General features: G+C 48.5%; 24 protein-coding genes and 1 pseudogene. 12 read left to right on the plus strand and 13 right to left on the minus strand.

Going from position 1 to position 23,765, the window contains the following annotated elements; translation table 11 throughout:
• Positions 1 to 142: 142 nt before the first annotated feature.
• A complete protein-coding gene (locus tag LACSTY_RS02150) occupies positions 143 to 712 on the minus strand; it encodes a GrpB family protein (RefSeq protein WP_087911541.1) in 570 nt (189 codons plus the stop codon).
• A 186-nt stretch (positions 713 to 898) separates the two neighbouring features.
• Here LACSTY_RS02150 and LACSTY_RS02155 point away from each other — a divergent pair, with 186 nt between their 5' ends.
• The 6 genes and pseudogenes from LACSTY_RS02155 (at position 899) to LACSTY_RS02180 (ending at position 7,271) form a co-directional block, all read left to right on the plus strand.
• Positions 899 to 1,963, plus strand: coding sequence for a mandelate racemase/muconate lactonizing enzyme family protein (locus tag LACSTY_RS02155; protein ID WP_087911542.1), 1,065 nt, complete (start codon positions 899 to 901; stop codon positions 1,961 to 1,963).
• 172 nt (positions 1,964 to 2,135) lie between these two features.
• The gene (locus LACSTY_RS02160) at positions 2,136 to 4,178 is read left to right on the plus strand and encodes a CocE/NonD family hydrolase (protein ID WP_087911543.1); all 2,043 of its coding nucleotides are present in this window, start codon (positions 2,136 to 2,138) and stop codon (positions 4,176 to 4,178) included.
• A 131-nt stretch (positions 4,179 to 4,309) separates the two neighbouring features.
• Positions 4,310 to 4,489 (plus strand): annotated as a pseudogene (locus tag LACSTY_RS02165) (hypothetical protein); the annotation flags it as partial.
• A 150-nt stretch (positions 4,490 to 4,639) separates the two neighbouring features.
• A complete protein-coding gene (locus LACSTY_RS02170) occupies positions 4,640 to 5,506 on the plus strand; it encodes a MetQ/NlpA family ABC transporter substrate-binding protein (RefSeq protein ID WP_151466759.1) in 867 nt (288 codons plus the stop codon).
• A 403-nt stretch (positions 5,507 to 5,909) separates the two neighbouring features.
• Positions 5,910 to 6,065: a hypothetical protein gene (locus LACSTY_RS02175; RefSeq protein ID WP_157951517.1), complete on the plus strand. Its 156-nt coding sequence runs from the start codon at positions 5,910 to 5,912 to the stop codon at positions 6,063 to 6,065.
• A gap of 189 nt (positions 6,066 to 6,254) precedes the next feature.
• Entirely contained in the window at positions 6,255 to 7,271 is a 1,017-nt protein-coding gene (locus LACSTY_RS02180) for a linear amide C-N hydrolase (RefSeq protein ID WP_087911545.1), read from the plus strand.
• A gap of 82 nt (positions 7,272 to 7,353) precedes the next feature.
• On the opposite strand, the gene LACSTY_RS02185 is transcribed toward LACSTY_RS02180, so the two are convergent.
• From LACSTY_RS02185 to LACSTY_RS02225, 9 genes are all read right to left on the minus strand, one after another.
• A complete protein-coding gene (locus tag LACSTY_RS02185; RefSeq protein ID WP_087911546.1) occupies positions 7,354 to 8,331 on the minus strand; it encodes a hypothetical protein in 978 nt (325 codons plus the stop codon).
• A gap of 268 nt (positions 8,332 to 8,599) precedes the next feature.
• Positions 8,600 to 10,294 (minus strand): oleate hydratase, encoded by a 1,695-nt coding sequence (locus tag LACSTY_RS02190; protein ID WP_087911547.1) that lies wholly within the window; start codon positions 10,292 to 10,294, stop codon positions 8,600 to 8,602.
• Between the two features lie 12 nt (positions 10,295 to 10,306).
• Positions 10,307 to 10,435 carry a hypothetical protein gene (locus LACSTY_RS02195; RefSeq protein WP_010492975.1) on the minus strand — a complete coding sequence of 43 codons (129 nt, stop codon included), beginning with the start codon at positions 10,433 to 10,435 and terminating at the stop codon, positions 10,307 to 10,309.
• An 88-nt stretch (positions 10,436 to 10,523) separates the two neighbouring features.
• Positions 10,524 to 11,090, minus strand: a complete 567-nt coding sequence (locus LACSTY_RS02200) for a TetR/AcrR family transcriptional regulator C-terminal domain-containing protein (protein ID WP_087913223.1) — start codon at positions 11,088 to 11,090, stop codon at positions 10,524 to 10,526.
• Positions 11,091 to 11,184: 94 nt separating this feature from the next.
• Complete coding sequence (gene dhaM, locus LACSTY_RS02205) at positions 11,185 to 11,553, minus strand: dihydroxyacetone kinase phosphoryl donor subunit DhaM (protein WP_087911548.1); 369 nt, start codon at positions 11,551 to 11,553, stop codon at positions 11,185 to 11,187.
• A gap of 29 nt (positions 11,554 to 11,582) precedes the next feature.
• Positions 11,583 to 12,164, minus strand: coding sequence for a dihydroxyacetone kinase subunit DhaL (dhaL, locus tag LACSTY_RS02210; protein ID WP_087911549.1), 582 nt, complete (start codon positions 12,162 to 12,164; stop codon positions 11,583 to 11,585).
• Positions 12,151 to 13,170, minus strand: coding sequence for a dihydroxyacetone kinase subunit DhaK (dhaK, locus tag LACSTY_RS02215; RefSeq protein WP_049169647.1), 1,020 nt, complete (start codon positions 13,168 to 13,170; stop codon positions 12,151 to 12,153). The genes dhaL and dhaK overlap by 14 nt, the downstream gene beginning before the upstream one ends.
• Before the next feature lie 195 nt (positions 13,171 to 13,365).
• On the minus strand, positions 13,366 to 13,794 hold the full coding sequence (locus tag LACSTY_RS02220; protein WP_049169646.1) for an OsmC family protein: 429 nt from the start codon (positions 13,792 to 13,794) through the stop codon (positions 13,366 to 13,368).
• Between the two features lie 431 nt (positions 13,795 to 14,225).
• Positions 14,226 to 15,638, minus strand: a complete 1,413-nt coding sequence (locus tag LACSTY_RS02225; protein ID WP_151466760.1) for a 3'-5' exonuclease — start codon at positions 15,636 to 15,638, stop codon at positions 14,226 to 14,228.
• Between the two features lie 185 nt (positions 15,639 to 15,823).
• Here LACSTY_RS02225 and LACSTY_RS02230 point away from each other — a divergent pair, with 185 nt between their 5' ends.
• The 5 genes from LACSTY_RS02230 (at position 15,824) to LACSTY_RS02250 (ending at position 18,928) form a co-directional block, all read left to right on the plus strand.
• Positions 15,824 to 16,117 (plus strand): ArsR/SmtB family transcription factor, encoded by a 294-nt coding sequence (locus LACSTY_RS02230; RefSeq protein ID WP_010492997.1) that lies wholly within the window; start codon positions 15,824 to 15,826, stop codon positions 16,115 to 16,117.
• A 79-nt stretch (positions 16,118 to 16,196) separates the two neighbouring features.
• Positions 16,197 to 17,360: an MFS transporter gene (locus LACSTY_RS02235; protein WP_087911552.1), complete on the plus strand. Its 1,164-nt coding sequence runs from the start codon at positions 16,197 to 16,199 to the stop codon at positions 17,358 to 17,360.
• Between the two features lie 70 nt (positions 17,361 to 17,430).
• Positions 17,431 to 18,072 carry a response regulator transcription factor gene (locus LACSTY_RS02240; protein ID WP_087913224.1) on the plus strand — a complete coding sequence of 214 codons (642 nt, stop codon included), beginning with the start codon at positions 17,431 to 17,433 and terminating at the stop codon, positions 18,070 to 18,072.
• Complete coding sequence (locus LACSTY_RS02245; protein ID WP_087911553.1) at positions 18,062 to 18,637, plus strand: DNA-3-methyladenine glycosylase I; 576 nt, start codon at positions 18,062 to 18,064, stop codon at positions 18,635 to 18,637. The genes LACSTY_RS02240 and LACSTY_RS02245 overlap by 11 nt, the downstream gene beginning before the upstream one ends.
• A gap of 69 nt (positions 18,638 to 18,706) precedes the next feature.
• Positions 18,707 to 18,928: an AbrB/MazE/SpoVT family DNA-binding domain-containing protein gene (locus LACSTY_RS02250; protein WP_087911554.1), complete on the plus strand. Its 222-nt coding sequence runs from the start codon at positions 18,707 to 18,709 to the stop codon at positions 18,926 to 18,928.
• Between the two features lie 160 nt (positions 18,929 to 19,088).
• Here the strand turns inward: LACSTY_RS02250 and LACSTY_RS02255 are convergent, their stop codons facing one another.
• On the minus strand, positions 19,089 to 19,361 hold the full coding sequence (locus tag LACSTY_RS02255; RefSeq protein WP_087911555.1) for a type II toxin-antitoxin system RelB/DinJ family antitoxin: 273 nt from the start codon (positions 19,359 to 19,361) through the stop codon (positions 19,089 to 19,091).
• Between the two features lie 172 nt (positions 19,362 to 19,533).
• Entirely contained in the window at positions 19,534 to 20,415 is an 882-nt protein-coding gene (gene fba / locus LACSTY_RS02260) for a class II fructose-1,6-bisphosphate aldolase (RefSeq protein WP_087911556.1), read from the minus strand.
• Positions 20,416 to 20,852: 437 nt separating this feature from the next.
• On the opposite strand from fba, the gene LACSTY_RS02265 reads away from it, so the two are divergent.
• Positions 20,853 to 22,586 carry a pyruvate oxidase gene (locus LACSTY_RS02265; protein ID WP_087911557.1) on the plus strand — a complete coding sequence of 578 codons (1,734 nt, stop codon included), beginning with the start codon at positions 20,853 to 20,855 and terminating at the stop codon, positions 22,584 to 22,586.
• 126 nt (positions 22,587 to 22,712) lie between these two features.
• On the opposite strand, the gene LACSTY_RS02270 is transcribed toward LACSTY_RS02265, so the two are convergent.
• Entirely contained in the window at positions 22,713 to 23,726 is a 1,014-nt protein-coding gene (locus tag LACSTY_RS02270; RefSeq protein WP_087911558.1) for a serine hydrolase domain-containing protein, read from the minus strand.
• Positions 23,727 to 23,765: the final 39 nt, after the last annotated feature.

Genomic DNA, 23,765 nt, shown 5'->3' on the forward strand with positions numbered 1-23,765 from the left:
GGTGCCATGGGTTGGTAAATGGCGTTGCAGACATATATCAGCTAGATCGGATTTATTCATAAGCATTACCTCCGTACAGTCTTGTGACTAGTGTACGTCTCGAGATAGACGGGAACAAGTTAAGCTTCTTCACAGAAGATCCTTAAACATATCGACCTTGATATTTTGTTTTGGCCAGCTTGGTGTATTTCTGGATAAAATCCCCTTTGGCACTGGTGTAAGCATCGCGATTATGCTCGAATTGATGCCACAATTTAATTTTTAAGGTCTCGTACTTTTTGGCTACTTCTGGATGATCGTTCAGGTAATCTCTGAAATACAATTCATCGTTATCGCCGGCAAACCTTAAATGTAAATGGTAAACAGATTTAGCGAATCTGTTAACTGTATAACCTTTATTCAGAGAAATTCTTTGTTTTTCTTCAGACATGATGATGTAGCCATTTCTGGATAGCTGTTCAGCAACATCGATCAAATTAGTTTTTGGTGATACCTCGACCAAAATATCCACGATCGACTTAGCCCAGATGCTTTTAATGGCTGTGCTGCCAATATGACTGATTCTGACGACAGCGACATTCTGCAATATTTTGCGAATTCTGTTTGACTCTTGTTCATAGTCAGTGGCCCATTGTTTCTGCGGTTCAGTCAGCGAAATTGGAAATAGTTGCCATAGCTCTTCTAAAGTCATTTCAGACAGTGGCTTGGTCATTTTGTTTTCCTCTCTTTTTCAAGATTTGCATGTCACTAATGAAACTATAATACTTATTCAGGATTCGTGAGAAGCTCTGCTTTCGATATCCTATGTGATTGTGGCCGTTCAGGACAAACTGGAATATATGTTGACCCTTATAATGTCACGAGTAAAATGAGAATAAAATGAAAGTAGATGCTGTGAATGAAAATTGAGACGATCCAGATATTTCGCCGTCCGATCACTTTGCATGAGCCGTTCAAAGTTGCATTTACCACACTCTATAAACTCGAGACACTGATTATCAAAATCACCACCGACACTGGCTTGATCGGCTATGGGGAAACGAACCCACTTGAGCATGTGACCGGCGAGAGCATTGATACGGAAGAGGTTGCCCTCAAGACTTTGTCCCAAGCGTTAAGTGCGAGTGATCCGCGCAGCTTAGAAGCCATTCACGCCAAAATGGATGCCTGTTTTGCTGGACATACTGCGGCAAAAGCGGGGATTGATATGGCTTGCTGGGATTTGCTGGGAAAAGATGCCGGGTTGCCGGTTTATCAATTGCTGGGTGGTACCGGGAACGTTTTAACCAGTGATTATACCATCGGGATTAATTCGCCGGAAAAAATGGCGCAAGAAGCGAAACAGCTGGTCGATCAAGGATACAGAGAACTTAAGGTAAAAGTCGGCATTCAAGACGCTGATGATCTTGCGGCTGTTCAGGCGATTCGTAAGGCAGTTGGCTCAACGGTAGATTTGCGTTTGGATGCCAACCAAGGATGGGCCCCTAAACAGGCTATTCGGATGATGCGGGCCATTGGCGGTGCCGCTTCGGCAGTTGAACAGCCGTTACCGGCTAACCGCCTGGATCAGATGCCGGCAGTGTGTCAGCAAATTGACCAGTTGGTGATGTTAGATGAAAGCGTCCATAATGCCAGCGATGCCTTTGCGGCGGTGCGGTCGAGTGCGTGCGATATCATTAATATCAAATTGCAAAAGTCGTCTGGTTTGTCTGGTGCCGGGCAGATTAACGCGGTGGCTGAGGCGGCTGGGATTCCGTGCATGGTGGGCTGTATGGCGGAAACGCGCATCGGCATTGCTGCGGCAGCGCATTTTGTTGCTGCCCACCAAAATGTCCAGTACGCTGACTTGGATTCTTTTCTGCTGTTTGATGAACCAGCGTGGTTGCGCGGTGGGTTTACGGCGAATGCAGGAAAATATCAGCTAAGCGACAAACCGGGACTGGGCATCGAATGCGATTTGTAAAAGCTGTTTGAGTTGTTGACAGTGGTTACTATAACGCGTTCACCGGCGCAGAAACCTGCATGTAAGGGCCTTGGTCGCAATGGCCTAAGCCCGGGCCATTGCCGACCAAGGCCGCTTACACTCCGGTTTCTAAGCGCGCCGGTTCACGCTCACGCTAGGCTAGGGGGTCTTTATGACAACTTTTAAATTTTATCAATCAGGTTTGCATTTCGGTACGTTCGAATTGACTGATCAAACCATTACATATTCTTGGTTAGGTAGTCGGGAAAAAACGTTAAACGATGACGATAATGCTACTTTTAAGACATATGGCGAGCTTGATATTCAGGCAACGTTAAAACGGTGGCAAGATGGCGGCTACGCGGACTTTTCAAAGGCGGATCATTTTAAAACCGCTTGGGGCGCTGAATACCAACGGACTGATGAACATCATTGGATGAATCGTGGGCCAAAGTATGCGGTTGACTTGATTGAGGCTGATGATCAGATTGTCGGGTTTCAGGTTTGTGCGCGTAATCTGACCAGTGTGCTGATTCAACCGGGATACGAGGGTTATAGTGTTTTGGCTAAGTGGCAGGAAGCGGGGTACACCGCGACGCCAGGTCACGCGCATCAACCATTCACGGCTTGGGCACCCATGCGTGATGGCGTCGGGTTGGCAGCAACGGTGATTTTGCCTGCCGGATCAGGACCTTTTCCAACCGTGATGGAACGAACGCCTTATGGTCGCGAGGTTTATGTGGCTAGTTACATGCGTTATATTTTGCGGGGCTATGCGGTGGTATTACAGGATGTGCGCGGCCGCGGCGATTCGGAAGGCGAATGGTTGCCGATGATCCACGAGCAGGATGATGGCGATGACACGCTTGATTGGATTGCTGCCCAGCCTTGGAGTAATGGCAAAGTGGGGATGTCTGGCGGCTCATATGGTGGGTATGTTCAGTGGGCTGCGGCTGCCAGTGGTAATGCGCATCTTCAGGCCATTGTTTCGATGGTTACGGCAGGTGGGCCGTTCACTGATACTTACTACCGCCGCGGCGCCCCATTTATGGCGCAGGTGGCATGGTCGATCGCGACGGACGGCCGTCACTTCAATTCGGCATTAACCGACCGCGATGATTGGGACCAACTCATGAAGGTTCGGCCGATCGAAAAGATTCCCGAGATTGTTCTGGGGCATCCCCAATACGGCATGACCCAATTTATGCGCCATAATCATTATGATAGTTTTCTCAACCGAGGGGACTGGTTCGCCAGACGCGCCAAAATTGAAGTGCCGGCGCTCATTCAAAGTGGTTGGTATGACGATGACGGTATCGGCTCGACGGAGGCCATTGCGGCGACGGCTGACTATCCGTCCGATAAACGCCGGATCATTCTTGGCCCTTGGCTGCATGGCGGGAATGCCCAGTATGATTTAGGACCGGTTCGCTTAGGCGCCGAAGCACTGCGGCCAGATATTGATCTGATTCACCAGCAATGGTTTGATCATTTTCTAAAGGGCGTTGAAAATGGCGTCGCTGCGGGCCCATTGGTTGAATACTATACCGTTGGCGAAGAACGCTGGCATACAGCAGCATCTTTTCCCCCAGCAGGCTTCGTCAAGGTCCTACATCTGGGCGCAGATGGCAGTTTGGCGGCGTCCGCGCCAGCAGCGGGCACTGTCAGCTATGTACATGATCCAAACAATCCCGTGCCTAAGTTAATTTCGGTAACGCAAAATGAATTCGAATTTCCGGCTGATTATCAGGAAGTTGAAAAGCGTCCGGATGTGGTTAGTTTTACCACGAAGGAACTGCAAAACCCGCTGCGTGTCGTTGGCCAGGTGAAGCTTGATCTGTGGGCGTCATCCAGCGCCGTCGATTGTGACTGGGACTTCCGGGTCTTGGACGTCACGCCAGATGGGCAGTCAATTCAAATGGCTGAAGGCACGATGAATGCCAAGTTCCGCGACAGTTTGTCAGAGCCAAGATATCTCAAGCCTGGCGAGATGACCCATTTTACCGTACTTTCTCAGAAAACATCCTATGAATTGCCAGCCGGCCATCGCCTGCGCGTCGACATTCAAAGTTCGGCTGGCGGATTTGTTTTTCCGAATCCCGGAACCGAGGAAGGCTTCGCCAGTGACCGCTTCGTGAAGGCGACGCAGACGATTAGCTGTGGTGGCGAACATGCCAGTGCGATTCGTTTTGTTAGTGATCAGCCAGAGAACTGACGAACCGCGCCAGCTCACGCTCTTGGTAAGAAATTTGACATTTGCGAGTAAAGGCCGTATATTCCTAACAACTAATCAACACTTTGAGAAGAAGAGTAACCTTGGCGCAAATGATGCAGCGAACCCGGTTGGTGGAAAAGGGGCATTGGCAAGAAGGCGAAGATGAGCTTCGAATAGTGATTCGTGTGGTTAACGCCCATGGATCGGCTGCAGCCGTTATCCTGCCAGGTATCAACAGGTACTGGAGGCGGTGTGATAACATCGCGAATAAGGGTGGTAACACGGCATGGTCGTCCCTTGACTACGAAAAAGTAGTCAGGGGGCGACTTTTTGTTTGCAGCAGGAGCAAGTTTGAAGGTCACTCAAAACAAGGTGTTGAGACGGTGATCGTGAAAATAATTTTTGTCGAGGTTTCTATCGGCCATGTTCACGGTGGCTGATCATTTGAGGGGGCTGTGTTTATGAATCGTTGGAAGAAAATAATCGTCACAGGAATTGCCTTGGTGTCACTTTTGACGCTGGTCGCTTGCGGTAAGGCTGCGAATGATAGCAGTGCTGCCAGCTCAAACAGCAAGCCCATCGTGCTCGGCAGTAGTGGCTCGGACTATCAAATCTGGCAACATATCGCTAAATCGCCGCAAGCCAAAAAGGCGGGACTGACGATTAGAGTGAAACAGGTTACGGACGGCAACGTCATTAATGCTTCGACTGCTGAAGGGCAACTTGATGTGAACGCGTTCCAGTCGTATGCCTATTTTCAGCAATACAATAAAATCAATCCAAGTCAAAAATTGGCCGCACTTGGGACAACCTATCTTGAGCCGATGGGATTGTATTCAAAGAAGTACAAACATTTAAGCGAAATTCCCAATGGCGCGACGATTGGTATTTCAAATGATCCAGCCAATGCGACCCGCGGGCTATTACTACTTGCGGCCGCTAAATTGATCACGCTGAAGCCGAATTTTAATGCGCTGAGTACGGTGAAAGACATTCAGACGAATCCCAAACAGCTGAAATTTAAAGAGGTGGAAACCACGGTGCAGACGTTGCCGGACGTTGATGCAGAGCTGATTTCCAATACACGGGCCTTGGATGGCGGGCTCAACGTTTTGAAAGATTCACTTTTCCATGAAAAATTAACCCAGAAGACGCGGGCAAATGTCAATATTCTTGCAACTGCAGCCAAGAACAAGAACAATAAGCAGTTCAAAAAACTCGTGAAACTTTACCACGATCCAACCCTTCAAGCTTGGATCAAGAAGACTTTTTCCGGGACGAAGCTTGAGGTTGATAAGCCGATTAGCTACCTGCAAAAAAGTAACTAAGTGAGTTTACCTGGCTGAAACGCGTTCACTGACGCAGAAGTCTGCGTGTAAGAACCTCAGGCGCAATGGCCAAAATCGGGTCATCACGCCTGAGGCCACTTACACTCCGATTTCTAACCGCGCCAGTTCACGCTCTTGTCAATTTCCGAGGTTCCTATGTCATTCTGGATCTGTTATAATGGACACGTAAAAGAGACGCCTTGCCTCAACAAAGCGTCCCTTGTTACAGCAGAACCGTATTAAGAACGGTGGCTTACATCGCAAACTAAAAGCCGCGATTGGTGTCCAAAGTCAACGCGGCTTTTAGTATGTTTATTTTTTTCGGAATAATCCGAGCGCCTGCTTTAGCTCGTAAACTGCAAAGCACAGTTTTATCAAAGCCTTGATCAAACGAGTGAACGCGTTGACCAAAACAGTGAACGAGCTGATGCAAACCGTGATTGTCGCAAGTGCGGCAATCATAAACACACCGGCACCTCCTTTCGTCGGAATGTGGTTCGATAGTTTTTACACCATCGGCATCACCTTCTTTCGATTGCGAGGCGCCACCGCCTATTAACTTTTCTGCTCATTCATAGCTTATCAGATGTCACACCCGCGACCAATCATATCGCGGGTTTTTTAATAACCAAAAGCCTGAAAAGATGTCAGAGGTTAAATGAACCTAAAGTGCTGACTGAACAAGCGTATAATAACAATTGTACTGTTAGATCACGTGATTCAATTTTCTTGAAGGAGGTTTTTCTATATGTGTTCATCTATGAAGATCAAATCGCTTCAAGGTGATATTTTCTGGGGCCGAACGATGGACTATAACACGAGTTTCTTTCACGAGACACCGGCTGGCGGCGTTCCGGGGAAAATCGTGAGTCTACCGGCCGATCATCAATTGCCGGCGCAAAGTGGGACTTGGACGACCAAGTATGCTGCGGTCGGCGTTGGTGTTGATCAGAGTGTCGCTTTATTTGATGGCGTCAACAGTGAAGGACTTGCTGGCGATTTGCAGGTGCTGGTTGAGTGCAGCTGGGCGAGTGCCGATTCACTGGCAAAACGCAACTTGAAACCGATCAAAGGTGAAGAGTTTGTCAGCCTAGCCTTGACGACTTGTAAAAATGTTGCTGAGGTCCGTGAACTGGCCGGTCAATATGGCTTGATTGATGAACCACTCCAGTTTGGCGGTCAAGGCGTTAAAATTCCGCTGCATTATACGTTTGTCGATCCGTCTGGCGCTGGGTTAGTCATCGAGCCAACCGATCACGGGGCCTTCAAGCTTTATGACAGCATTGGCGCCATGACAAATAGCCCGGAATATCATTGGCACACCACTAATTTACGCAACTATGTCAGCCTGAACGATCGCAATTATCCTGAAGGTGCCAATCTCGGTGATCACCATCTTGACCCGATTGAACTGGGCACCGGCTACGGCATGTTTGGCTTGCCAGGTGATTACACCTCCCCGTCGCGGTTTGTCAGAGCCATGTTTGTGTCCCGCAATCTTGATCCGTTTGAAAGCAAAGATGGCATCCGCGTGCTTTACAATGCCTTCAAGACGGTCCTGATTCCGCAAGGCTTGGGTCGCGATCCCAAACACGACATTTTGACGGATTACACCCAGTATTGGTCAGGCTATGACTTGAGCAAGCGCGCAATTTACGTTCAGGATTCAAACACGCTAACCATGACCACCAAGACGCTTGATCCGACCGTTACGGAAGTCACCTATGACGATTTGGTAAAAACGGAACAGTTTAATCAACTATAAAAAATCTCCAAAAACTCATCACAAAAACGCCGCCAAATAGGGAGCTCCCCTTTGACGGCGTTTTTGCACAATACTATAAATTTTATCGTTGCCGTTTTTGCCGTTTGTTCTTCTGCCACTCGGCCATGGGAATAATCTGATCCGAGTCGGCGTGACCGGCTGTTTTGGCGTGGCCTTTTCGCGGGACCGGCTTTTTGGTCAAGGCTTCCTTAATCTGATTTTGCGCCGTGTCAGCTAGGGATTTCATTTGGGTTGCCGTCCACAAGTGGGTGCTGGCGGTGGACTTGATAAAGATGGCTAAGGATTGGCCCAAGCCTTCCTGCTTATCCGGCGGCACGAGCTTGGTGTCGCGCAGCAATAGCAACAGCGCAGCGCCAATGTCCTGGCTGGTCCATTCTTTCGGCTCGTGGCCAAACATGGCTTGAATCGTGTGAATCAGGAAAAAGATCACTGCACCAAAGAATTCTTCGTCCTGAGTGGCTTCTGGCAGGTGATGCCAGGCCTTTGAGTCGAAAAAGACCATCAGCTGGTCGACTAGGATTGACATGCTTTCGGAATCAACATCAAGATCGTCAGCAGGATCAAAGCCAATATCACGCCCGTCAGAATCATCAGCCATCGGAGACGCAAGCTCACCATCTTCGACTAACCCGAGGACATAGGTTGTTGTGAGCAATGCGCCCATTAACGCATCAATGAAGTCGACAATCGTCAACTTGACGCGTTTGGTGCGAATCAACCAAATCATCATGGCTTTAATGAGCTCTGAAGCAACGGCGATGGCTTCGCTGCGGCGGCGATCGTCATTGTTGACCTGTTGCAGTGTCGTTTCGAGTGCAATCGAAACCGATTCAGCAGAAAGCGTCTGAATGGTGGACCGTAGATTCTTGAATGACGCAGCAAAGAAGGTGACAAGGATCACGCGAATTTCTTTTGGCGGTATTTTTCTAAAATCCGGATCCTGCATCAAGGCTGCATAGTCATCGCTTTTTTGAAAATCAGACCAATAAAGATCGATTTCCTTGCTGGCGTGTCGTTGCAGTTTTTCTTGGTAATCCATGTTGCCCTCCACTTCTTATTGTTACGGGTTTGCTTACCTTCAGTTTACCAGTTGTCGCCCCTTGCTCACATGAAAACTTGCTTTGTTTTCCAAAAGAAATTCACAGCAGCAAAAGTCCTGCGATATGGGTGTTTTTGCGAGTTTATAATGGTTAAAATCTAGCCAAATAAAATCGGCACCAAAGACAGAATACGCGTCTTTGGTGCCGATTGACTGTAAGTGTGGTGGATAAATGATTTTTACCTGCACAGATTGCTTCAGTGGCGGTTTATTCGAACATTTTCTTTGTTGCCCGCATCAGCGTCTTAATATCCTTGTCGTATCTTGGCGTTTGGACAAGGTGACTCATCGGGATGCCGGTGAAGTGATAGGCAGCAATTTCGCCTGAGCGGACAGCGCTTTGTTCCGTGAAGACCATCTGAAATGGCTGTTCGACGAATTCACCGGTGAAGGCGAGGTTCGTTGAATGGGCCGGAATGACTTCGGGACGATCGACTTTGGCGCGATTGTTGAAAAGCGCCGAAGCATATGGCATGTAGACTGGAATATTGTTGATGATGCTGGCCATAATCGCATCTTGGTGATCGCGGATATTGCCGGGACCCGGATCGACTTTTGCCAATTGGCCGATTAATTCCAACGCCATTTCCTTACCGGTCATTTTGATATACGGCTTGTTGACGAACTCACCGTAACGCCGTGGATAGAGGAAATAGCCCCAAAGAACGGTCTCGTTTGGCTTTTGGGTCGTGAAGTGTGGTTGATGATGCACGACAATCGACATCATCACATCCTTTTGCCCAAGCGCCGTGATCGGTTGGGTGGATAAGAAGGAATTCAAAGCATTCCCCGGAAGTTGCGTCGTGATGCGTTCGATTTCATTGAGCAGCAGGTGATCCTTGGTGGTCAAAGTAAAACTGACCCATTCGCTGGCGGCGCGATCAGCAAAGAACTTATCAGGATTGCCAAGGTTATAAAAATGTTCAGTAGCTTGTTTCCATAAGCCAGCAGCAGCACCTTGATCCATGTTTTCAACGGCCGGGTGGTCAAAGTCGCCTTGCGTGGCTGAATCGGTGATGGAGCCGTTGGTAAAGAAGACGGCAGTGTCATCATCCACAGCAACATGCTCGGTTTTGCCGGTTTCGGTGTTCAGCATGTTGAGGCCGGTGACGGTGATCTCGTCGGTCATAGTCGTGTCTTTAAACTCAAAATCCGTGACCCGGCGATTGAGAATAATCCGGCAGCCTTGATCCTTCAGGTAGTTGATCAGCGGCAACATGATGCTTTCGAATTGGTTGTAACGGGTGCGGTTAACGCCCACCAGATGCTCGATTTGCGTAAACTCATAAATCATCATGTGCATGTAACGCCGCAACTCTTGCGCTGAACTTTCAATCCGGAACGCGAAGGTCGTTTCCCACATGTACCAGAAATTCGTCTGGAACATATGCGGATCATCTTTGAAGTAATCAGCAATGCTGACATTGTCGAGTTTTTCTTCTTCTGAGTCTGGCATCATAATCAGCTTGGTTAGCAAAAGACGATCCGTGTTGTTCAGCCCTAGATGGCCAGCCTGAATGATGCCGATGCCGCCTTCCATCAGCCGCGCCTTGTCAAAAGTGCGATGCTGGGCATCAAACTGCCGGGTATCTTCTTCAGCCGTCAGTCCCGGTTCAGTTGCCGATGGAATCCGACTCAACAGGTCCATCAAATCAACATAGGTTCGATAGTTCAGCATGCGACCACCGCGTGCCACATAGCCTTTGGTGTTTTCCATGGGATGAACCTTATTCCAGTACTCATCTGCCGTATCAGCAGCCGGAGCACCGTCATTTGACCCATGATCGTCCAGTGAATAAAACGTGATTTGATTTCCCTGCCAATGACCTTCCTGAATCAGATAAACGGCGGCCGCCATATTTGCCAGCCCAGCGCCGATCATGATCGCCTTATGCTTGATCATCTTTTAGTCCCCCTAACGACTTTCAAACTTCTTGTATGCATCCGCGTCATCTTTGAACAGTTCCATTTTGTTAGCGAAGTACCAGGCTGTTCCCCCGGTCACCAAGGCCAGGCCGAGTGCCGTCCATAAAAGTTTTTTCATATAAAAACGCTTCCTTTCCGTCTATAGCTATAGTATAGCCATCCGAAAAAGAAGCGTCTTTAGTCAAAATGTGGCGTTTGTTCGAAAATTAAGTTCTTTTATTGTGCGCTTGCTTGTGCACAATGAACGCAATCGAACCGTTAAGCATCAGATCAGCGCGCTTGATCAGGTCCTCTTCGGGTTCCTGTAACGACTGTGATAACCACAACAAAACCTGGCCGACAATCGCGGCGCCATAAAAATTACAGATGTCCGCAACCATTTTGGCAGGCGTGGTTGGATCAATGTCCAGGACCACTGGCTTGACCATGTCAGTCGCGGACTGGAAAAGGAACTCTTCCAGCATGTCGCGACCAACGGAATTGAAGGCGTTCAGACAAAATGCCTGATTGGTCAGAATGTAATCGAGCACCAGCCGATACTTGGCTTCCCAGGTGGCTGCTCCAAGATTCTTCATGACTTTACGGCCGATGTCAGCTTCAAACGTCCACTTCAGGAGGCCGTAAATATCTTCAAAATGATAATAAAACGTGTTGCGATTCACGTGGGTTGCGGCACTCAATTCCGCAATGGTAATGCGATCCAGCGGCTTATGCTGCATGAGCTGCTTTAAGGTGGTCGCGAGTTGCATTTTGGTCTGATCGGATGTGGCCATCAACATCATTGCTCCTGTAGTTATGCTAGAAATATCGAGTAGATTGGGGGTAAAAGTCTGTCAAATTGCTGCTAGGCAGCGACAGGTGGGGAGGTTACTTGACTTTCAACGGCTTCAACTGTGCCTCGATTTTATCCAGTGTCACGTTGGCTTCAAGTAACGCAGCCGCGGCATAAGCGCCTTCGACAAACGCCACGTCATAGACATGCATTTGTTTGTCGCTGACTTCTTCGGCGATGTCGAGATTCATTTTGGCGCTACCCAGATCATAGAAAACGAGCAACTCGGAGGCCGGGTTGTTGTTAATGGCTTTTTGAATGTGGTCAAGATCGGTGCCGATTTGACCGTCGCTGGTACCGCCGGCTGTGGTGATTGGCACATCTTTGGCGACTTGTTTAATCAAAGTTTCAAGGCCGCTGGCGATGGCCGGTACGTGGGAAACGAGCAACATGCCCATTGCCATAGAATCACGCTCCTTTGAGGTTTGACAGTTCACGCTTTTGCATCGAGGTATGCTTTTAGTAGCTCACCAGTCGAAGCAGCACCTGGGTCAACGTGGCCGATACTCTTTTCACCGAGGTAAGAGGCGCGGCCGCGTTTGGCGGTCATTGGCTTGGTGGCTTCGACCAGTTTGTCAATGGCGTCGGCGGTCAACTTGTTTTGCTTGATCAAATCAGCGGCAGGTGCCCAGACATCCAACATGGTTTTGTCACCAGGCTTGGTTTGGCCGCGTTTGGCAATACCCTTGGCAGCTGCTTCGACAAGGTCGCCAAAGTCAGTGTCGGTTTTGGCGAGTTTAGCCATTTCCAGAAAAGCCGTTCCATACAACGGACCACTGGCACCGCCGACTTTACTGAGCATCGCCATGGCAATTGTTTTGAAATCCTGAGCCAGATCGTCGGTTGGCGGTGTCTTTTCGAACGCTGCTTTGATCGCATTGACGCCGCGTTCCATGTTGTTACCATGGTCGGAGTCGCCGATCACGCGGTCAAGTTCGGTGAGATGATCTTTTTGATCGGCAATCCGGTTTTCAAAATTCGTCATCCATTTGGTTAATGTCTCAACGTTTAACATCAGTATCCCCCCAGCCTACAGTATGTGCAGATGCATTCAGATAAGTCAGCCATTGCGGATCGTCCAGCGCCAGCATCGTCAGCGAAACGCCAGCCATGTCGAGCGATGTGACATAATTGCCTGCCTTGGTGAAGCTGGCTTCGAGGCCTTGGGCATGCAACTCGTTCAAAACATCGCCCATGAAAATATACTGCTCGGACAGTGGGGTCGCACCCATGCCGTTGACCAGCACCGCGTATTTATGAGCTTTAGGATCTTTGAATTCAACCGTTAGCTTGCCAATGAGCTGCTTGGCTAACACTTTGGAAGTCGGTAGCTTTTCTTGACCGGTGCCGGGTTCGTTGTGAATGCCGACACCAAACTCGATTTCATCTGGCTTCAGATCAAAACCGGGTTTGCCGACTTCCGGCACAGTCGCAGCATGCAAGGCAACCGCGAACGACTTGGTATTTTTAACGACCGCATCGCCTAGCTTTTTGAGGTCATCAAGGCCTAATCCAGCCTCAGAAGCCGCGCCGAGAATCTTTTCGACAAAAATTGTGCCGGCAACGCCGCGACGACCCTGGGTGTAGAGTGAATCTTTGACCGCCACATCGTCATCCACGACGACTGACTCGACTTTGATGTCATCAACGCTTGCCAAGTCCTTGGCCATGTCAAAGTTCATAACGTCACCGGAGTAATTCTTGACGATCATGAGAACCCCTTCGCCCTGGTTAACTGCCTTGATCGCGGCGTAAATTTGGTCGGGCGTCGGTGAGGTAAAGACTTGGCCGGCCACTGCGGCATCAAGCATGCCTTGGCCGACATAACCGGCATGCAGCGGCTCATGACCTGAACCGCCACCGGAAATAACGCCAACTTTTGCATGTTGCTTAAATGCGGCGTCATTGCGGACGACCGCCGTTGTTTCAGGAATCTGTTTCAAATATTGCGGATAACTGGCAGTGAGACCAGCAATCATTTCCGGGACAATATCGCCCGGGTCATTGATAATCTTCTTCATATTTGTCTGCAACTCCCTTCTAGTTATCAGTGTACCGCTTTCAGTGCTAAAAAGTCAGGTCGGCAGCTAAGAATAACAAGGGGAATCTTAACGGTGGCGGCGTTTGTGGCAATCGGTTTTAGATCGTGAGCCAGAAAATAAAAACGCCTCGTTAGGCACATTTTGGCTTAACGAGACGAATAGGTGATGCAGCGATTAGTCATCGAAATCGGTGACGGTTTCGATGGTATAGTTGCCGCTATTTTTAAGTAATTTTGAAACCGGGCAGCGATTTTCAATTTCTTCAGTGAAGGATTTGGCGGTATCCAGATCGACGCCTTTCACCATAACCTGGGCATGAACCAGAAATTGATACTCAGCACGGGCGCCGATGAACGCCACCTTCACGCGAACTGCGCCGGTATGTGGCAGTCCATGTTCCTTTTCAACGGCTTCCAACGTGGCTTCAAGACAGGTGCTCAACGACAAGCCCAAAAGCTGTTCGGGGTTGGTCCCCGGATGGTCATTCATCGGGCTGCTCGTCTGAACCTTTAGGCCGCCTGGCACATAAGCGTGACCTTCCAGTCCTTCGTCGTTAATGGCTTCAGTTGTGTACAGTGGGTGATTCCAACGTTCGTCTTGCATGAAAATTCCTCCTTGGATTGTCGATAGAGCTGGATTCATGGAGCCGGCACTTAACGGTTAGGTTAATGCATGGTGTCCTTAAATCAGTTGTAGCATACTAGGTAACCGTATTAAGTATAAACGCTTACATATGTTCAGTAAACTGATGTTGTTATCTGCTAAGTCAGGATTGTATTACGATTTAAGAGTCCTGGAAATTGATTTATAAAGAATCATAATCAGAATAATTGCGTTTCCCAAGCCAAAAGCTAAAGATGCAAGCAGAAAAATGCCCCCGCCAATTTGCTTATAAAGAAGACCAAGAACTAAAGAGATAAAGAAAGTTGCAATGACTGAAATCCATAATTTTCGCATTTTGATTGACCCCTCAAAATTAAAATAGCCATCTTTGAATCTGTGTAGACGCACAAATTCATTGGCTTTATTTCTAACTATTTATCGCTCAAATCCGGCTTCTGATAAGGCTCCGGATCATTGGCGTGTTCAGGCGGGCGTTGTTCAAAGCCAAGCTCCTTGGTGATGAGTGGGCTGCCTTCCCAAATGAGGTGTTCGAGCAAGGCCATCGTGGTTTGGGCATCACTCAAGGCTGTGTGAGAAGGTAAATCAATGCCGAGCGCCTCTTTGTAGTATTGCAGTGAAGGGGTATGCTTTTTGCCGATTCCGAAAGTTTTACGGGCTAATGCGGCGACATCGAAGGTTTGAACAGGTGGCACATCGATCGCGAGGCCGGCGCGAAGGGCACGTAGGTCATTGCTGAGTGCGAAGCCGACAACGAGTTCATGCTTCAACAATTGTTCGACAGCTGTTTTCGCCAGCGGCAACGGTTGTCCGTATTGGTTCAACAAGTCATCGGTAATCCCGGTGATTTTGACCGAGAATGGCATCACGTGATGGCCTTCGGGTAGTTGGGTGAAAATGTCAAACGCACCTGCGACTTGATGACCACGCACCCGTAACAAGCTGATTTCGGTGAGGTCAAGTTGGTTGCGATCGGCCACAAACTCTGTATCGATCACGATGTAGTCGCCCCGAGCCAGTCGATCGATGACGTCTTTTTGCGTTTTTAACGGTGCCTGGTCTGAGGCAAGCTGGGCCATAGTTGGCGGGTCTAACTGCAGCGACTTGGCCGCGCGCTGGTTGGCAGATTGCACTAACGGCGCTTTTTCCTGCGCAAATTTGGCTGCTAGTTTGGTGGTCAAGCGATCTGCCTGCTTTTGCCGTTGGTGGCGCAAATCGGTCAGGGTCTGATCGGCTTGGCCCAAGGAAATGCCAAAAAGCCTAGCCAGCCAAGTAGCAGGGGCAGTCGGCATTGTGGTCAAGACGTAGGCGCCCTTGAGATCAAGCAAAGAAAAGACTACCTGACCGGTTTCAAGCCAATTTTGCAATCCGAGGGCGAGGAGATGGACCCAGTCACTAAAAGGCTGCATGATGATTGGCAATTTATCGGCGGCTCTCATTTGATCCATTTGTCGAGCAGCTCTAGAAACAGCTAGCGTGAGGCCGCGGGCGAGGCTTTTTCGGTGATTCCCAAAATCCTGAACCGAAAACATGATGGGAAGCAGTGGGCCGCGTGGGCGTAACATGTCACGCAACCTGCCACCTTCAGGATACCAACGAGCCAGATCGAATTGCACGTTTCCCTGAATGTTGACCCGATTAACGGTTGCAGACTGGTGTGGCCGGTATTCACGATGCTGAAAGAGCGCCGTGAGTTCATCAAGGCGAATGCGCACCGCTGCAGCATTATGCGGTTTGGCAATTGGGTCGCGCAATAATTTATTTAACTGACGCCGTGCTTGCCGCGGCGAGCGCATTTTTCTTTTTCGATTAGTGGACCGCGCCATGCTGCAGCCTCCCTTACTTGGTGTTTGACATATACGAACAGTATACCAAGAGTGAAGAAAATTTGCTTTTGGGGAATCAATTAAAGCCGATACTGCGAGCGGTTAGACGCTAAAAATAGTGCGAACGTCCACTTATTTTTGAGAAGTTCCTTGTTTTCACCGTTCATCTGTGGCATAACTGTTGTATGGATATCAAACAATCAACAGACGCAACAGCTTTCAAGCAGCGAATTTTCTTTGCCTTGTCCGAGCCGGGACGTTACACGATTGTGCGCATGCTTTACCACGTGGGCCACGAAATGGGGTGCAACGAGCTTAACCAGCACGTGGAGATTGACAAATCAACGATGTCATATCATTTGCGCACGTTACGTGAAATCGGCATGATTACGACGCGTGTCCAGGGACGGCAGAAATTCGTCACGTTAAATACCGATAAAATTGAATCCGTCTTCCCGGGATTACTTGCTGAGCTGTAAATAAGCACATGGTTGCTTATTTTTTAGCGACAATTGTTTGACAAATTTAAAACTATAAAACAGATTGGAGACTTTTTGCATGAAAGAACGTAGACTCTCGCTTTTATTTTTCCTCGTTATGTTCGTGATTGGCACAGATACATTTCTGGTTTCACCTTTATTACCGACTTTAACTCGGTATTACGGCATTTCAACGAGTCTTTCCGGTCTCATTGTCAGTGCGTACGCGGTGGGTTACATGCTGTCGGCGTTGCTGATTGGCCCGGTTTCCGATCGTCATGATCGTAAACGCATTTTAGTTATCGGTTTAATTGTCTTTACCCTCGCAACTGCCGGGTGCGGACTGGCGAACACTTTTCCGCTGATGCTCGTCACCCGATTCATTGCCGGCATTGCCGCTGCGACAGCCGGCCCGCAGATCTGGGCGACGATTCCTGTACTTTTTCCCAAGGGTCAGGTGGTCAAAATCATGGGTTACGCCACAGCGGGTTTGGCGGTTGCCCAGATTGTCGGCGTTCCGCTCGGTAGTTATTTGGCCGTTATTTCGTGGCGTTTTCCCTTCTTCTTCGTCGGCACAATTGCACTGATACTGACATTGTTGGTCGTGCGGTTCATGCCCAGTCTTAATGAAGTTAGAACCGCCCAGCCAAAATCCAGCATCTACGGTCAGCTTTTCCAGAACAAACCGGTACTCAAGTTATTAGGCGCGTACTTATTGTTTCAGACGGCAAATTTTACCGGCTTTGCGTTCATCGGTACCTGGTTCGCGAAAAGTTTTGGGCTTTCAGTGGGCACGATTGGCAGTTTTATCCTGGTGATCGGGGTCGGACAGTTTGTCGGCAGTTTGATCGGCGCTCGACTGGTGACGTGGTTAGGTCAGCCGCACGCATTCCTGCTTGAATTCCTGCTGTTCATCAGTGGCTATGTCGTTTTGCCATTGGCTTCGTCGGCGTTAGTCGCAACGATCATTCTGGCATTGATTTACACAATTGGCGGCGCGCTGTTGCCGTTGTTCATGAGCACTTTGCAAGATCAGGCACAATCAGCTCGCGGCACCATTTCCTCTTTGGCTAACGCGGTGATGTATCTTGGCGAAGCGATTGGCGGCGTTGTCGGTGGTATCTTGATTAAACAGTTCACCGGTTTTTCCGGTATTGCGGTGTTTACTGCTATTGGGGTAACCCTGGCAATGTTGTTGTACGCACGGCAAGGCTATTTTAAGCAGCTGCAAACAAGTCGCTGATGATTTGCAATTTTTGGCATAGAGGTATTGTCCCGAAAAGTCGCAAACGATATAATTGACGCAAGAACATATGTTTGCTGTTCGGAAAGAAGATGCGATTTTGCAGGAGAATTTAGTACAGGAAATCTTACTGTTGTTAGGTAGTGGGCGGTTTTTGACGATCAAGGAGATAGCTACTTTATTAAGTCAGCCAGAAGCAACTGTCAAAAGTGAGTTATTTAGATTAATGCAGGCGGGGAAACTCAACCGCCGTCATTTTGCCGGTCGCGATTATTTTCAAACCGTTCAACCACAGACGGTTCCAAATGCCTTCAGCATGGCAGCTGAACAATACTTGGATCGACGACATGCAGCGCAAAAATTGGGCAACGCCCGGACTTGTTACCACCATTTGGCAGGAAAAGCTGGCATAGCCCTGTTTGACCAACTTTTAACGCAAAAACTCATTACCTTGACGACCGCCAACGCCTATCGATTGACGGAAAAAGGTCAGCACGTTTTGGCGCGGTACCTCGGTCACCCAGTGCGCCAGAGAAAGGTTCAGACTTGCATCGACTTTTCAGAGCGCCGGGTTCATTTAGCCGGTAAATTAGGGGATGAGTTGCTGGCAAAGCTGGTGGCTAATCATCAAATGACCTTGAGCGGGAACAGACTTGTCCGAGTTTTACACCCAATTGGTCAGAAATCTTTGGCGGTGTCCCATGTCAGTTGAACGACAACGGTGTGCATGGGGTGAAACCGGCAATACCTTGATGCGGCAATACCACGATGAAGAGTGGGGCAGACCCAGTCATGACAGCCGCCACTTGTTTGAACTGTTGTCGCTGGAAATCATGCAGGCAGGCTTGAGTTGGCAGACGGTTTTGAACAAGCGAGCAGCGTTCAAGACAGCCTTTGCCAACTTTGATTATCGCCGGGTACAGCAGATGACCCCCGAAGTTCCTGTACTTCTGCAAAATCCACAAATCATCCGGAATCGTCTGAAAGTGACAGCGATTATCAACAACGCGAATGCCATTGCAAAGCTGGCTGATAAAGGCGAGAGTTTTGATCACTACGTCTGGGCATTCGTCAAAAATCATCCGATTCAACACCACATCACCAGTCATGCGGAAGTTCCCAACACAACCGATTTGGCCAAGCGCATGGGCAAGCAAATGAAGAAGGACGGGTTTAGTTTTACCGGTCCCGTCGTCATCTACTCGTTTATGCAGGCAGCAGGGTTGGTCAACGATCATGAAACCAGGTGTTTTGTTTATCGGTTGCTGGAAAAATGAAAGTGTTAACCGGTATTCGTCGATTGGAATGCTGACAACACTTATCAGAGCGCTAGGAGGATTACACCCATGGAAACAACCATTCGCAAATTTGGAAATTTGATTGGGATCATTATTCCAAAAGAGTTTCATGCAAAAGTTGGCGAAAAGTATCAGATTCACAAGATCGCTGATACATTTGTTTTGACGCCAGTTCACAAAGATTTGTTTGCGGACGAAACGGAATGGCAGGGGTTCAGAGATAGTGTTACGGACAGAGATCGTGAGTGGGATGAGAGCGCACTTTTATAACAAATGATATTCCATAAGGGATGCAGAATACTGAACGTTTCTGAAACATCAAAAAGCACGCCACCTCTCGTTGAAGTGACGTGCTTTTTGGTCGGCAGCCATGCGGATTCGCTGAAGATGCAATAGAAGTCTGCCGTTAAAAACAACTTATCTTGAGTGATTAGTCGTCAACATCATTGTGCAAATCCTTCAGTAAAGCATCGATCGTCTTAAAACTTTTGGTCCGTCCAGCTTCGACATCCGCTTCTGCAGTTTGCAGCTGGCCTTCGACAATTATCTCAGGGGTAAATGGCAATTCACCACTGTCGCTAATATGCTTCAAATACATATTAATGGCAGAGGACATGTCTAATCCCATACTATTGATGACACGGAGCGCGCGATCTTTTGTTTCTGTATCAACTTCAACGTTAATGCGTGATCGAGATGCCATTGCTGTCAACCTCCTTAGGCCATTGTTGCTTTATTATGACGCAAAACCGGCGATATTGTCACCCGTTATAAATGCCATGAAGAGTTCGAGAAATCCTCAATGAAAACTGAATTAAAAAAAGCCCACCCGCACCAAACGCGAATGGACTGATGAAACCTTAAAATCGGTGAAATTAAAGTGCTTCAGGAACCATCTTGACAGGCTTGTTGCCAATCCAGCCGGTGATTTCCTTGAAGGTGTCTGTGATGGCATCGGTGCCTGGCTTGAGCATCTTACGAGGGTCAAAGCCCTTGCCTTGTTGATCCTTACCAGCTTCGATGTATTCACGGGTTGCTTTAGCAAAGGCAAGTTGGCATTCGGTGTTGATGTTCAACTTGGAAATACCCATGGTGATCGCCTTTTGAACTTGTTCTTGAGGGATACCGGAACCACCGTGAAGAACGAGTGGCATCTTAACGGCGTCATTCAATTCTTGTAAGCGGTCGAAGTGCAGGCCTTTCCAGTTGTCTGGATATTGGCCGTGGATGTTACCAATGCCGGCTGCCAGGAAGTCGATCCCAGTAGCTGCCAAAGTTTTGGCTTCTTCAACGTCAGCTAATTCACCTTCGCCGACAACACCGTCTTCTTCACCGCCGATGGAACCAACTTCGGCTTCAACGGAAATGCCCTTGGCGTGGGCCAGCTTAACGATTTCCTTGGTCTTTTCCAAGTTATCTTCAAAGTCGAGGTCGTGGCCGTCGAACATAACGGAGTTATAGCCGGCAGCAATAGCTTCCTTAGCAGCTTCGTAATTACCATGGTCCAAATGGATAACAACCGGAACGGTGATGCCCATGGCTTTAACCGTTGCTTCGATCATGGTTTGGCAAAATTCATAGCCGCCCATGTACTTAGCAGCACCCATGGAAGTCTGGATGATAACCGGAACATTCAATTCTTGAGCACCGGCGAGAATGGCACGGGTCCATTCCAAGTTGTTGGTGTTGAAGGCACCGATACAGTAGTGACTTTTATGTGCAGCTTTTACAAGCTCTGCAGCGTTAACTAATGGCATGTAGATATCCTCCTACGAAATATACAATTCACAACCGTTGTATTCTACCATAGATTGCAAGAGAAAAGGGCGAGAAAATGATGAGATCCTGACGGTTTAAGTGACGGGTTTTACATGAACCGGTCAAAGTGCCCTCACCAAATAATGAGAACGCTCTCATTATTCGAATGATCGATCCATACACTACGTAGTAAATTTCACAAGCTGCTTTAATAATAATAAAAGCAAAACAGCTTTATCACGCTAGTTCTAGGCGCTATTTGATTACTAACCTCCAAAAAAAGATTATATTTTCACAAGCAAATTATACCAGTATAAATGAAACCTTGCTAAGAATGATTGACCATAGAAATCAAAGAACTAAGGTGAAGATAGTAACAGATTGAGAACAATTGAGTTGTTCACACGAAAAAATGGTCAAAAGAGGAGATCTTGATATGGCAACAAAAGCAGCAGATCAGTTAGTCAGCGTTTTGATGGATTGGCAAGTGAAGCACGTTTTTGGGCTGCCAGGCGATTCGATTGATACGACCGTCGATGCGTTGCGCCGCCATCAAGACAAGATTAAGTTCGTTCAGGTTCGGCATGAAGAGGTTGCGGCACTGGCTGCCTCAGCAACGGCCAAGCTGACTGGCGGCCTTGGCGTTTGCCTGTCAATTGGTGGCCCGGGTGCCATCCATCTGTTGAACGGGTTGTATGACGCCAAAATGGATCACGCCCCGGTTTTGGCATTGTTGGGACAGGTCACGACCAGTAATCTGAATGAAGGCTTTTTCCAGGAAGTCAATACGCCTAAGCTGTTTGATGACGTGGCGGTTTACAATAAAACGGTCATGGCCTCGGATAATTTAGGCCAGATTGTCGACACGGCGATTCGAACCGCGTTTACGGAAAAAGGCGTAGCGGTTTTGACGATTCCGGATGATTTGCCAGATCAAAAGGAAACGACGAGTTATCGCGACAGTGCTGCGGCCTTTGCGTTGAACGTACCGGAAGTTGATCCTAAGCAGCTAGATGATGTGGCTTCGCTGTTGCAGAAGTCGCAAAAACCATTAGCTTTGATCGGCCGTGGGGCGGAACATGCCGGGGAACAGGTTCAAAAGTTTGTTGAGGCTAACCACATCCCGTTTATTCAAACGATGCCGGCCAAAGGAACGGTTGCTGATGATCACCCTAATAGCCTTGGCAATGTCGGTAAGCTTGGCACCAAGCCAGCTTATGAAGCGATGAAGGCAACGGATTTGCTGTTCATGATCGGCACCAATTATCCATACACACCTTACTTACCCGATGAAGGACAGGCAAAATGTGTCCAGATCGATACGCAGCCGGAAAATCTGGGCAAGCGCTACTCGGTTGATGTGGCGGTCGACGGTGATGTCGAAAACTTTTTGACCGAGCTGAATGCCAAGGGATCGTTACGGGATGACGATCGCTTCCTGAAAGCTTGCCAGAAGAATATGGAAAGTTGGGACAAGTGGATGGCTGAGAAGCGTCTGTTGACCACGAACCCAGCCTCGCCAGAAGCAGTCTTTGCCACGATTGATCAGACCGCGCCAAAAGATGCGATTTACTCAGTTGATGTTGGGACGTCGACGTCATGGGGTGCCCGTTTTCTAAACGTTCAACCAACGCAGAAATACACCATTTCGGCTTGGTTAGGCACGATGGGCTGCGGTCTGCCAGGCGCGATTGCCGGGGCCGAAGCCTTCCCGAAGCGGCAAAATATCAGTGTAGCCGGTGATGGTGCGTTTGCCATGGTCATGCAGGATTTCGTTACCGCGGTTAAATACAAGCTGCCCATTATCATGGTTGTTTTGAACAACCAGAAATTAGCGTTCATCGAATACGAACAGCAAAGTGCCGGTCAGTTGAATTATGAAATCGATTTGGCGGACATGGATTATGCCAAGATTGCTGAAGCTGCTGGTGGCGTTGGTTACACAGCCCACAGTAACGATGAGTTCAAAGAAGCGTTGACCAAGGCCTATCAGGAAACGGAGAAGCCGGTTTTGATCAACACCTACGTTCAAGACGACGCCCCACTACCCGGCAAAATTGTCGGCGAGGAAGCGAAGGGTTACATGAAGTATGGGTCCCAGTATCTTGAAAATTACTGGAAGATTCCATCCATGCCACCGTTGAAGGACATTATGCGGCAGTTCTTCTAACAGAAGTTCAATTATTAATGGCGGTGCAAGGGATGTACTCATTAGAAAAAGCGCGAATTTTCTAAATGGAAACTCGCGCTTTTTCTATTGCTCATAAATCATTTGGTATGAAGACGTGCGCTTTTGTTAAAGAGTTGACAGCCACACAGCCATTTCCTTATGCCATGCTTTACGCGCCTCAGTGCCTGGCGACATGTTGTTTAACGTGATGTGAGCCAATTGCTTGTCGAATGAAACGTCAAAGTAGGCCCAGTATCCAAAGACGTGACCGTTGTGCGCCAGCCATCCCGGCGTTTTGGACTTCATCCAGCCCATCCCATAAAAATCGTGCGTCAACGTTAATGCCTCATGCCAAGCTGACGCAGGCAAAATCTGCTGATGCAAGGTAGCTTGCGCCCATTTAGCCAAATCGGTGACCGAACTGACCACGGCGCCATCGCCACCAGTGTAATCGCCGCGACCTAAAGCCACTGGTTGGCCGTTGGTAAAATCTAGATCGTCGTAGCTATTTGCCTCGGCGGCCTGGGTTCCGAAACGGGTTTGGGTCATTCCCAACGGCTGGAAAAATTGCTGTTCGATGAAATCCCCCAGCGGCATATTCGCGACTTGGGCAATGATGTGCCCAAGTAGGAAATAATTACTATTTGAGTAAGCGCCTTTTTCATCCGGCGCAAAATCTAGCGGATGGCGGTTCAATAAGTCAAGGACTTGCTGAAGAGCATCGCCGTGATTCAGATCTTCCAGTATCGGGTAACTTAAATGGGATTCACTAGCGTTTGGCATCTTTTTGGTATATTCGACTAACAACAATTCCGTGTAATCGGGAATACCGCTCGCCATGTGCAACATTTGGCGCAAAGTGATTTGCTTGGCGTACCGATATTCCGGCAAATAGTCCGACAACGGCGCGTCAATGTTCAGCGCCCCAGCCGTATCCAACAGCAACATGCTGTCGGCGGTAAACTGCTTGCTTAATGATCCCAGTCCGCTCGTCGTGTTGAGCGTAAACGGTTCTTGTTTGTCAAAATCCGCCATGCCGTTTTGCCAGTGGGACATTTGATGATTGGCATCCACTAACATGGTGGCACCATTGAGATGATATTTTTCATTGATAGCTTGATAGCCGTTCCAATCTGTCACGAAAAGGCCTCCCTTTAGCCGAAAAAACGTTGAGGCAAC

Source organism: Lacticaseibacillus styriensis (assembly GCF_030770295.1).
Classification (GTDB): domain Bacteria; phylum Bacillota; class Bacilli; order Lactobacillales; family Lactobacillaceae; genus Lacticaseibacillus; species Lacticaseibacillus casei.

Excerpts from the sequence above, each read along its gene's own strand:
- LACSTY_RS02200 (WP_087913223.1), bottom strand. The coding sequence starts at position 11,090 with ATGGCCACATCCGATCAGACCAAAATGCAACTCGCGACCACCTTAAAG.
- LACSTY_RS02150 (WP_087911541.1), bottom strand. The coding sequence starts at position 712 with ATGACCAAGCCACTGTCTGAAATGACTTTAGAAGAGCTATGGCAACTA.
- LACSTY_RS02220 (WP_049169646.1), bottom strand. The coding sequence starts at position 13,794 with ATGCAAGACGAACGTTGGAATCACCCACTGTACACAACTGAAGCCATT.
- LACSTY_RS02160 (WP_087911543.1), top strand. The coding sequence starts at position 2,136 with ATGACAACTTTTAAATTTTATCAATCAGGTTTGCATTTCGGTACGTTC.
- LACSTY_RS02255 (WP_087911555.1), bottom strand. The coding sequence starts at position 19,361 with ATGGCATCTCGATCACGCATTAACGTTGAAGTTGATACAGAAACAAAA.
- dhaK (WP_049169647.1), bottom strand. The coding sequence starts at position 13,170 with ATGAAGAAGATTATCAATGACCCGGGCGATATTGTCCCGGAAATGATT.
- LACSTY_RS02180 (WP_087911545.1), top strand. The coding sequence starts at position 6,255 with ATGTGTTCATCTATGAAGATCAAATCGCTTCAAGGTGATATTTTCTGG.
- LACSTY_RS02250 (WP_087911554.1), top strand. The coding sequence starts at position 18,707 with ATGGAAACAACCATTCGCAAATTTGGAAATTTGATTGGGATCATTATT.
- LACSTY_RS02265 (WP_087911557.1), top strand. The coding sequence starts at position 20,853 with ATGGCAACAAAAGCAGCAGATCAGTTAGTCAGCGTTTTGATGGATTGG.
- LACSTY_RS02170 (WP_151466759.1), top strand. The coding sequence starts at position 4,640 with ATGAATCGTTGGAAGAAAATAATCGTCACAGGAATTGCCTTGGTGTCA.
- LACSTY_RS02195 (WP_010492975.1), bottom strand. The coding sequence starts at position 10,435 with ATGAAAAAACTTTTATGGACGGCACTCGGCCTGGCCTTGGTGACCGGG.
- LACSTY_RS02190 (WP_087911547.1), bottom strand. The coding sequence starts at position 10,294 with ATGATCAAGCATAAGGCGATCATGATCGGCGCTGGGCTGGCAAATATG.
- LACSTY_RS02185 (WP_087911546.1), bottom strand. The coding sequence starts at position 8,331 with ATGGATTACCAAGAAAAACTGCAACGACACGCCAGCAAGGAAATCGAT.
- LACSTY_RS02235 (WP_087911552.1), top strand. The coding sequence starts at position 16,197 with ATGAAAGAACGTAGACTCTCGCTTTTATTTTTCCTCGTTATGTTCGTG.
- LACSTY_RS02225 (WP_151466760.1), bottom strand. The coding sequence starts at position 15,638 with ATGGCGCGGTCCACTAATCGAAAAAGAAAAATGCGCTCGCCGCGGCAA.
- LACSTY_RS02155 (WP_087911542.1), top strand. The coding sequence starts at position 899 with ATGAAAATTGAGACGATCCAGATATTTCGCCGTCCGATCACTTTGCAT.
- dhaL (WP_087911549.1), bottom strand. The coding sequence starts at position 12,164 with ATGTTAAACGTTGAGACATTAACCAAATGGATGACGAATTTTGAAAAC.
- LACSTY_RS02240 (WP_087913224.1), top strand. The coding sequence starts at position 17,431 with ATGTTTGCTGTTCGGAAAGAAGATGCGATTTTGCAGGAGAATTTAGTA.
- fba (WP_087911556.1), bottom strand. The coding sequence starts at position 20,415 with ATGCCATTAGTTAACGCTGCAGAGCTTGTAAAAGCTGCACATAAAAGT.
- LACSTY_RS02245 (WP_087911553.1), top strand. The coding sequence starts at position 18,062 with ATGTCAGTTGAACGACAACGGTGTGCATGGGGTGAAACCGGCAATACC.
- LACSTY_RS02230 (WP_010492997.1), top strand. The coding sequence starts at position 15,824 with ATGGATATCAAACAATCAACAGACGCAACAGCTTTCAAGCAGCGAATT.
- dhaM (WP_087911548.1), bottom strand. The coding sequence starts at position 11,553 with ATGGCAATGGGCATGTTGCTCGTTTCCCACGTACCGGCCATCGCCAGC.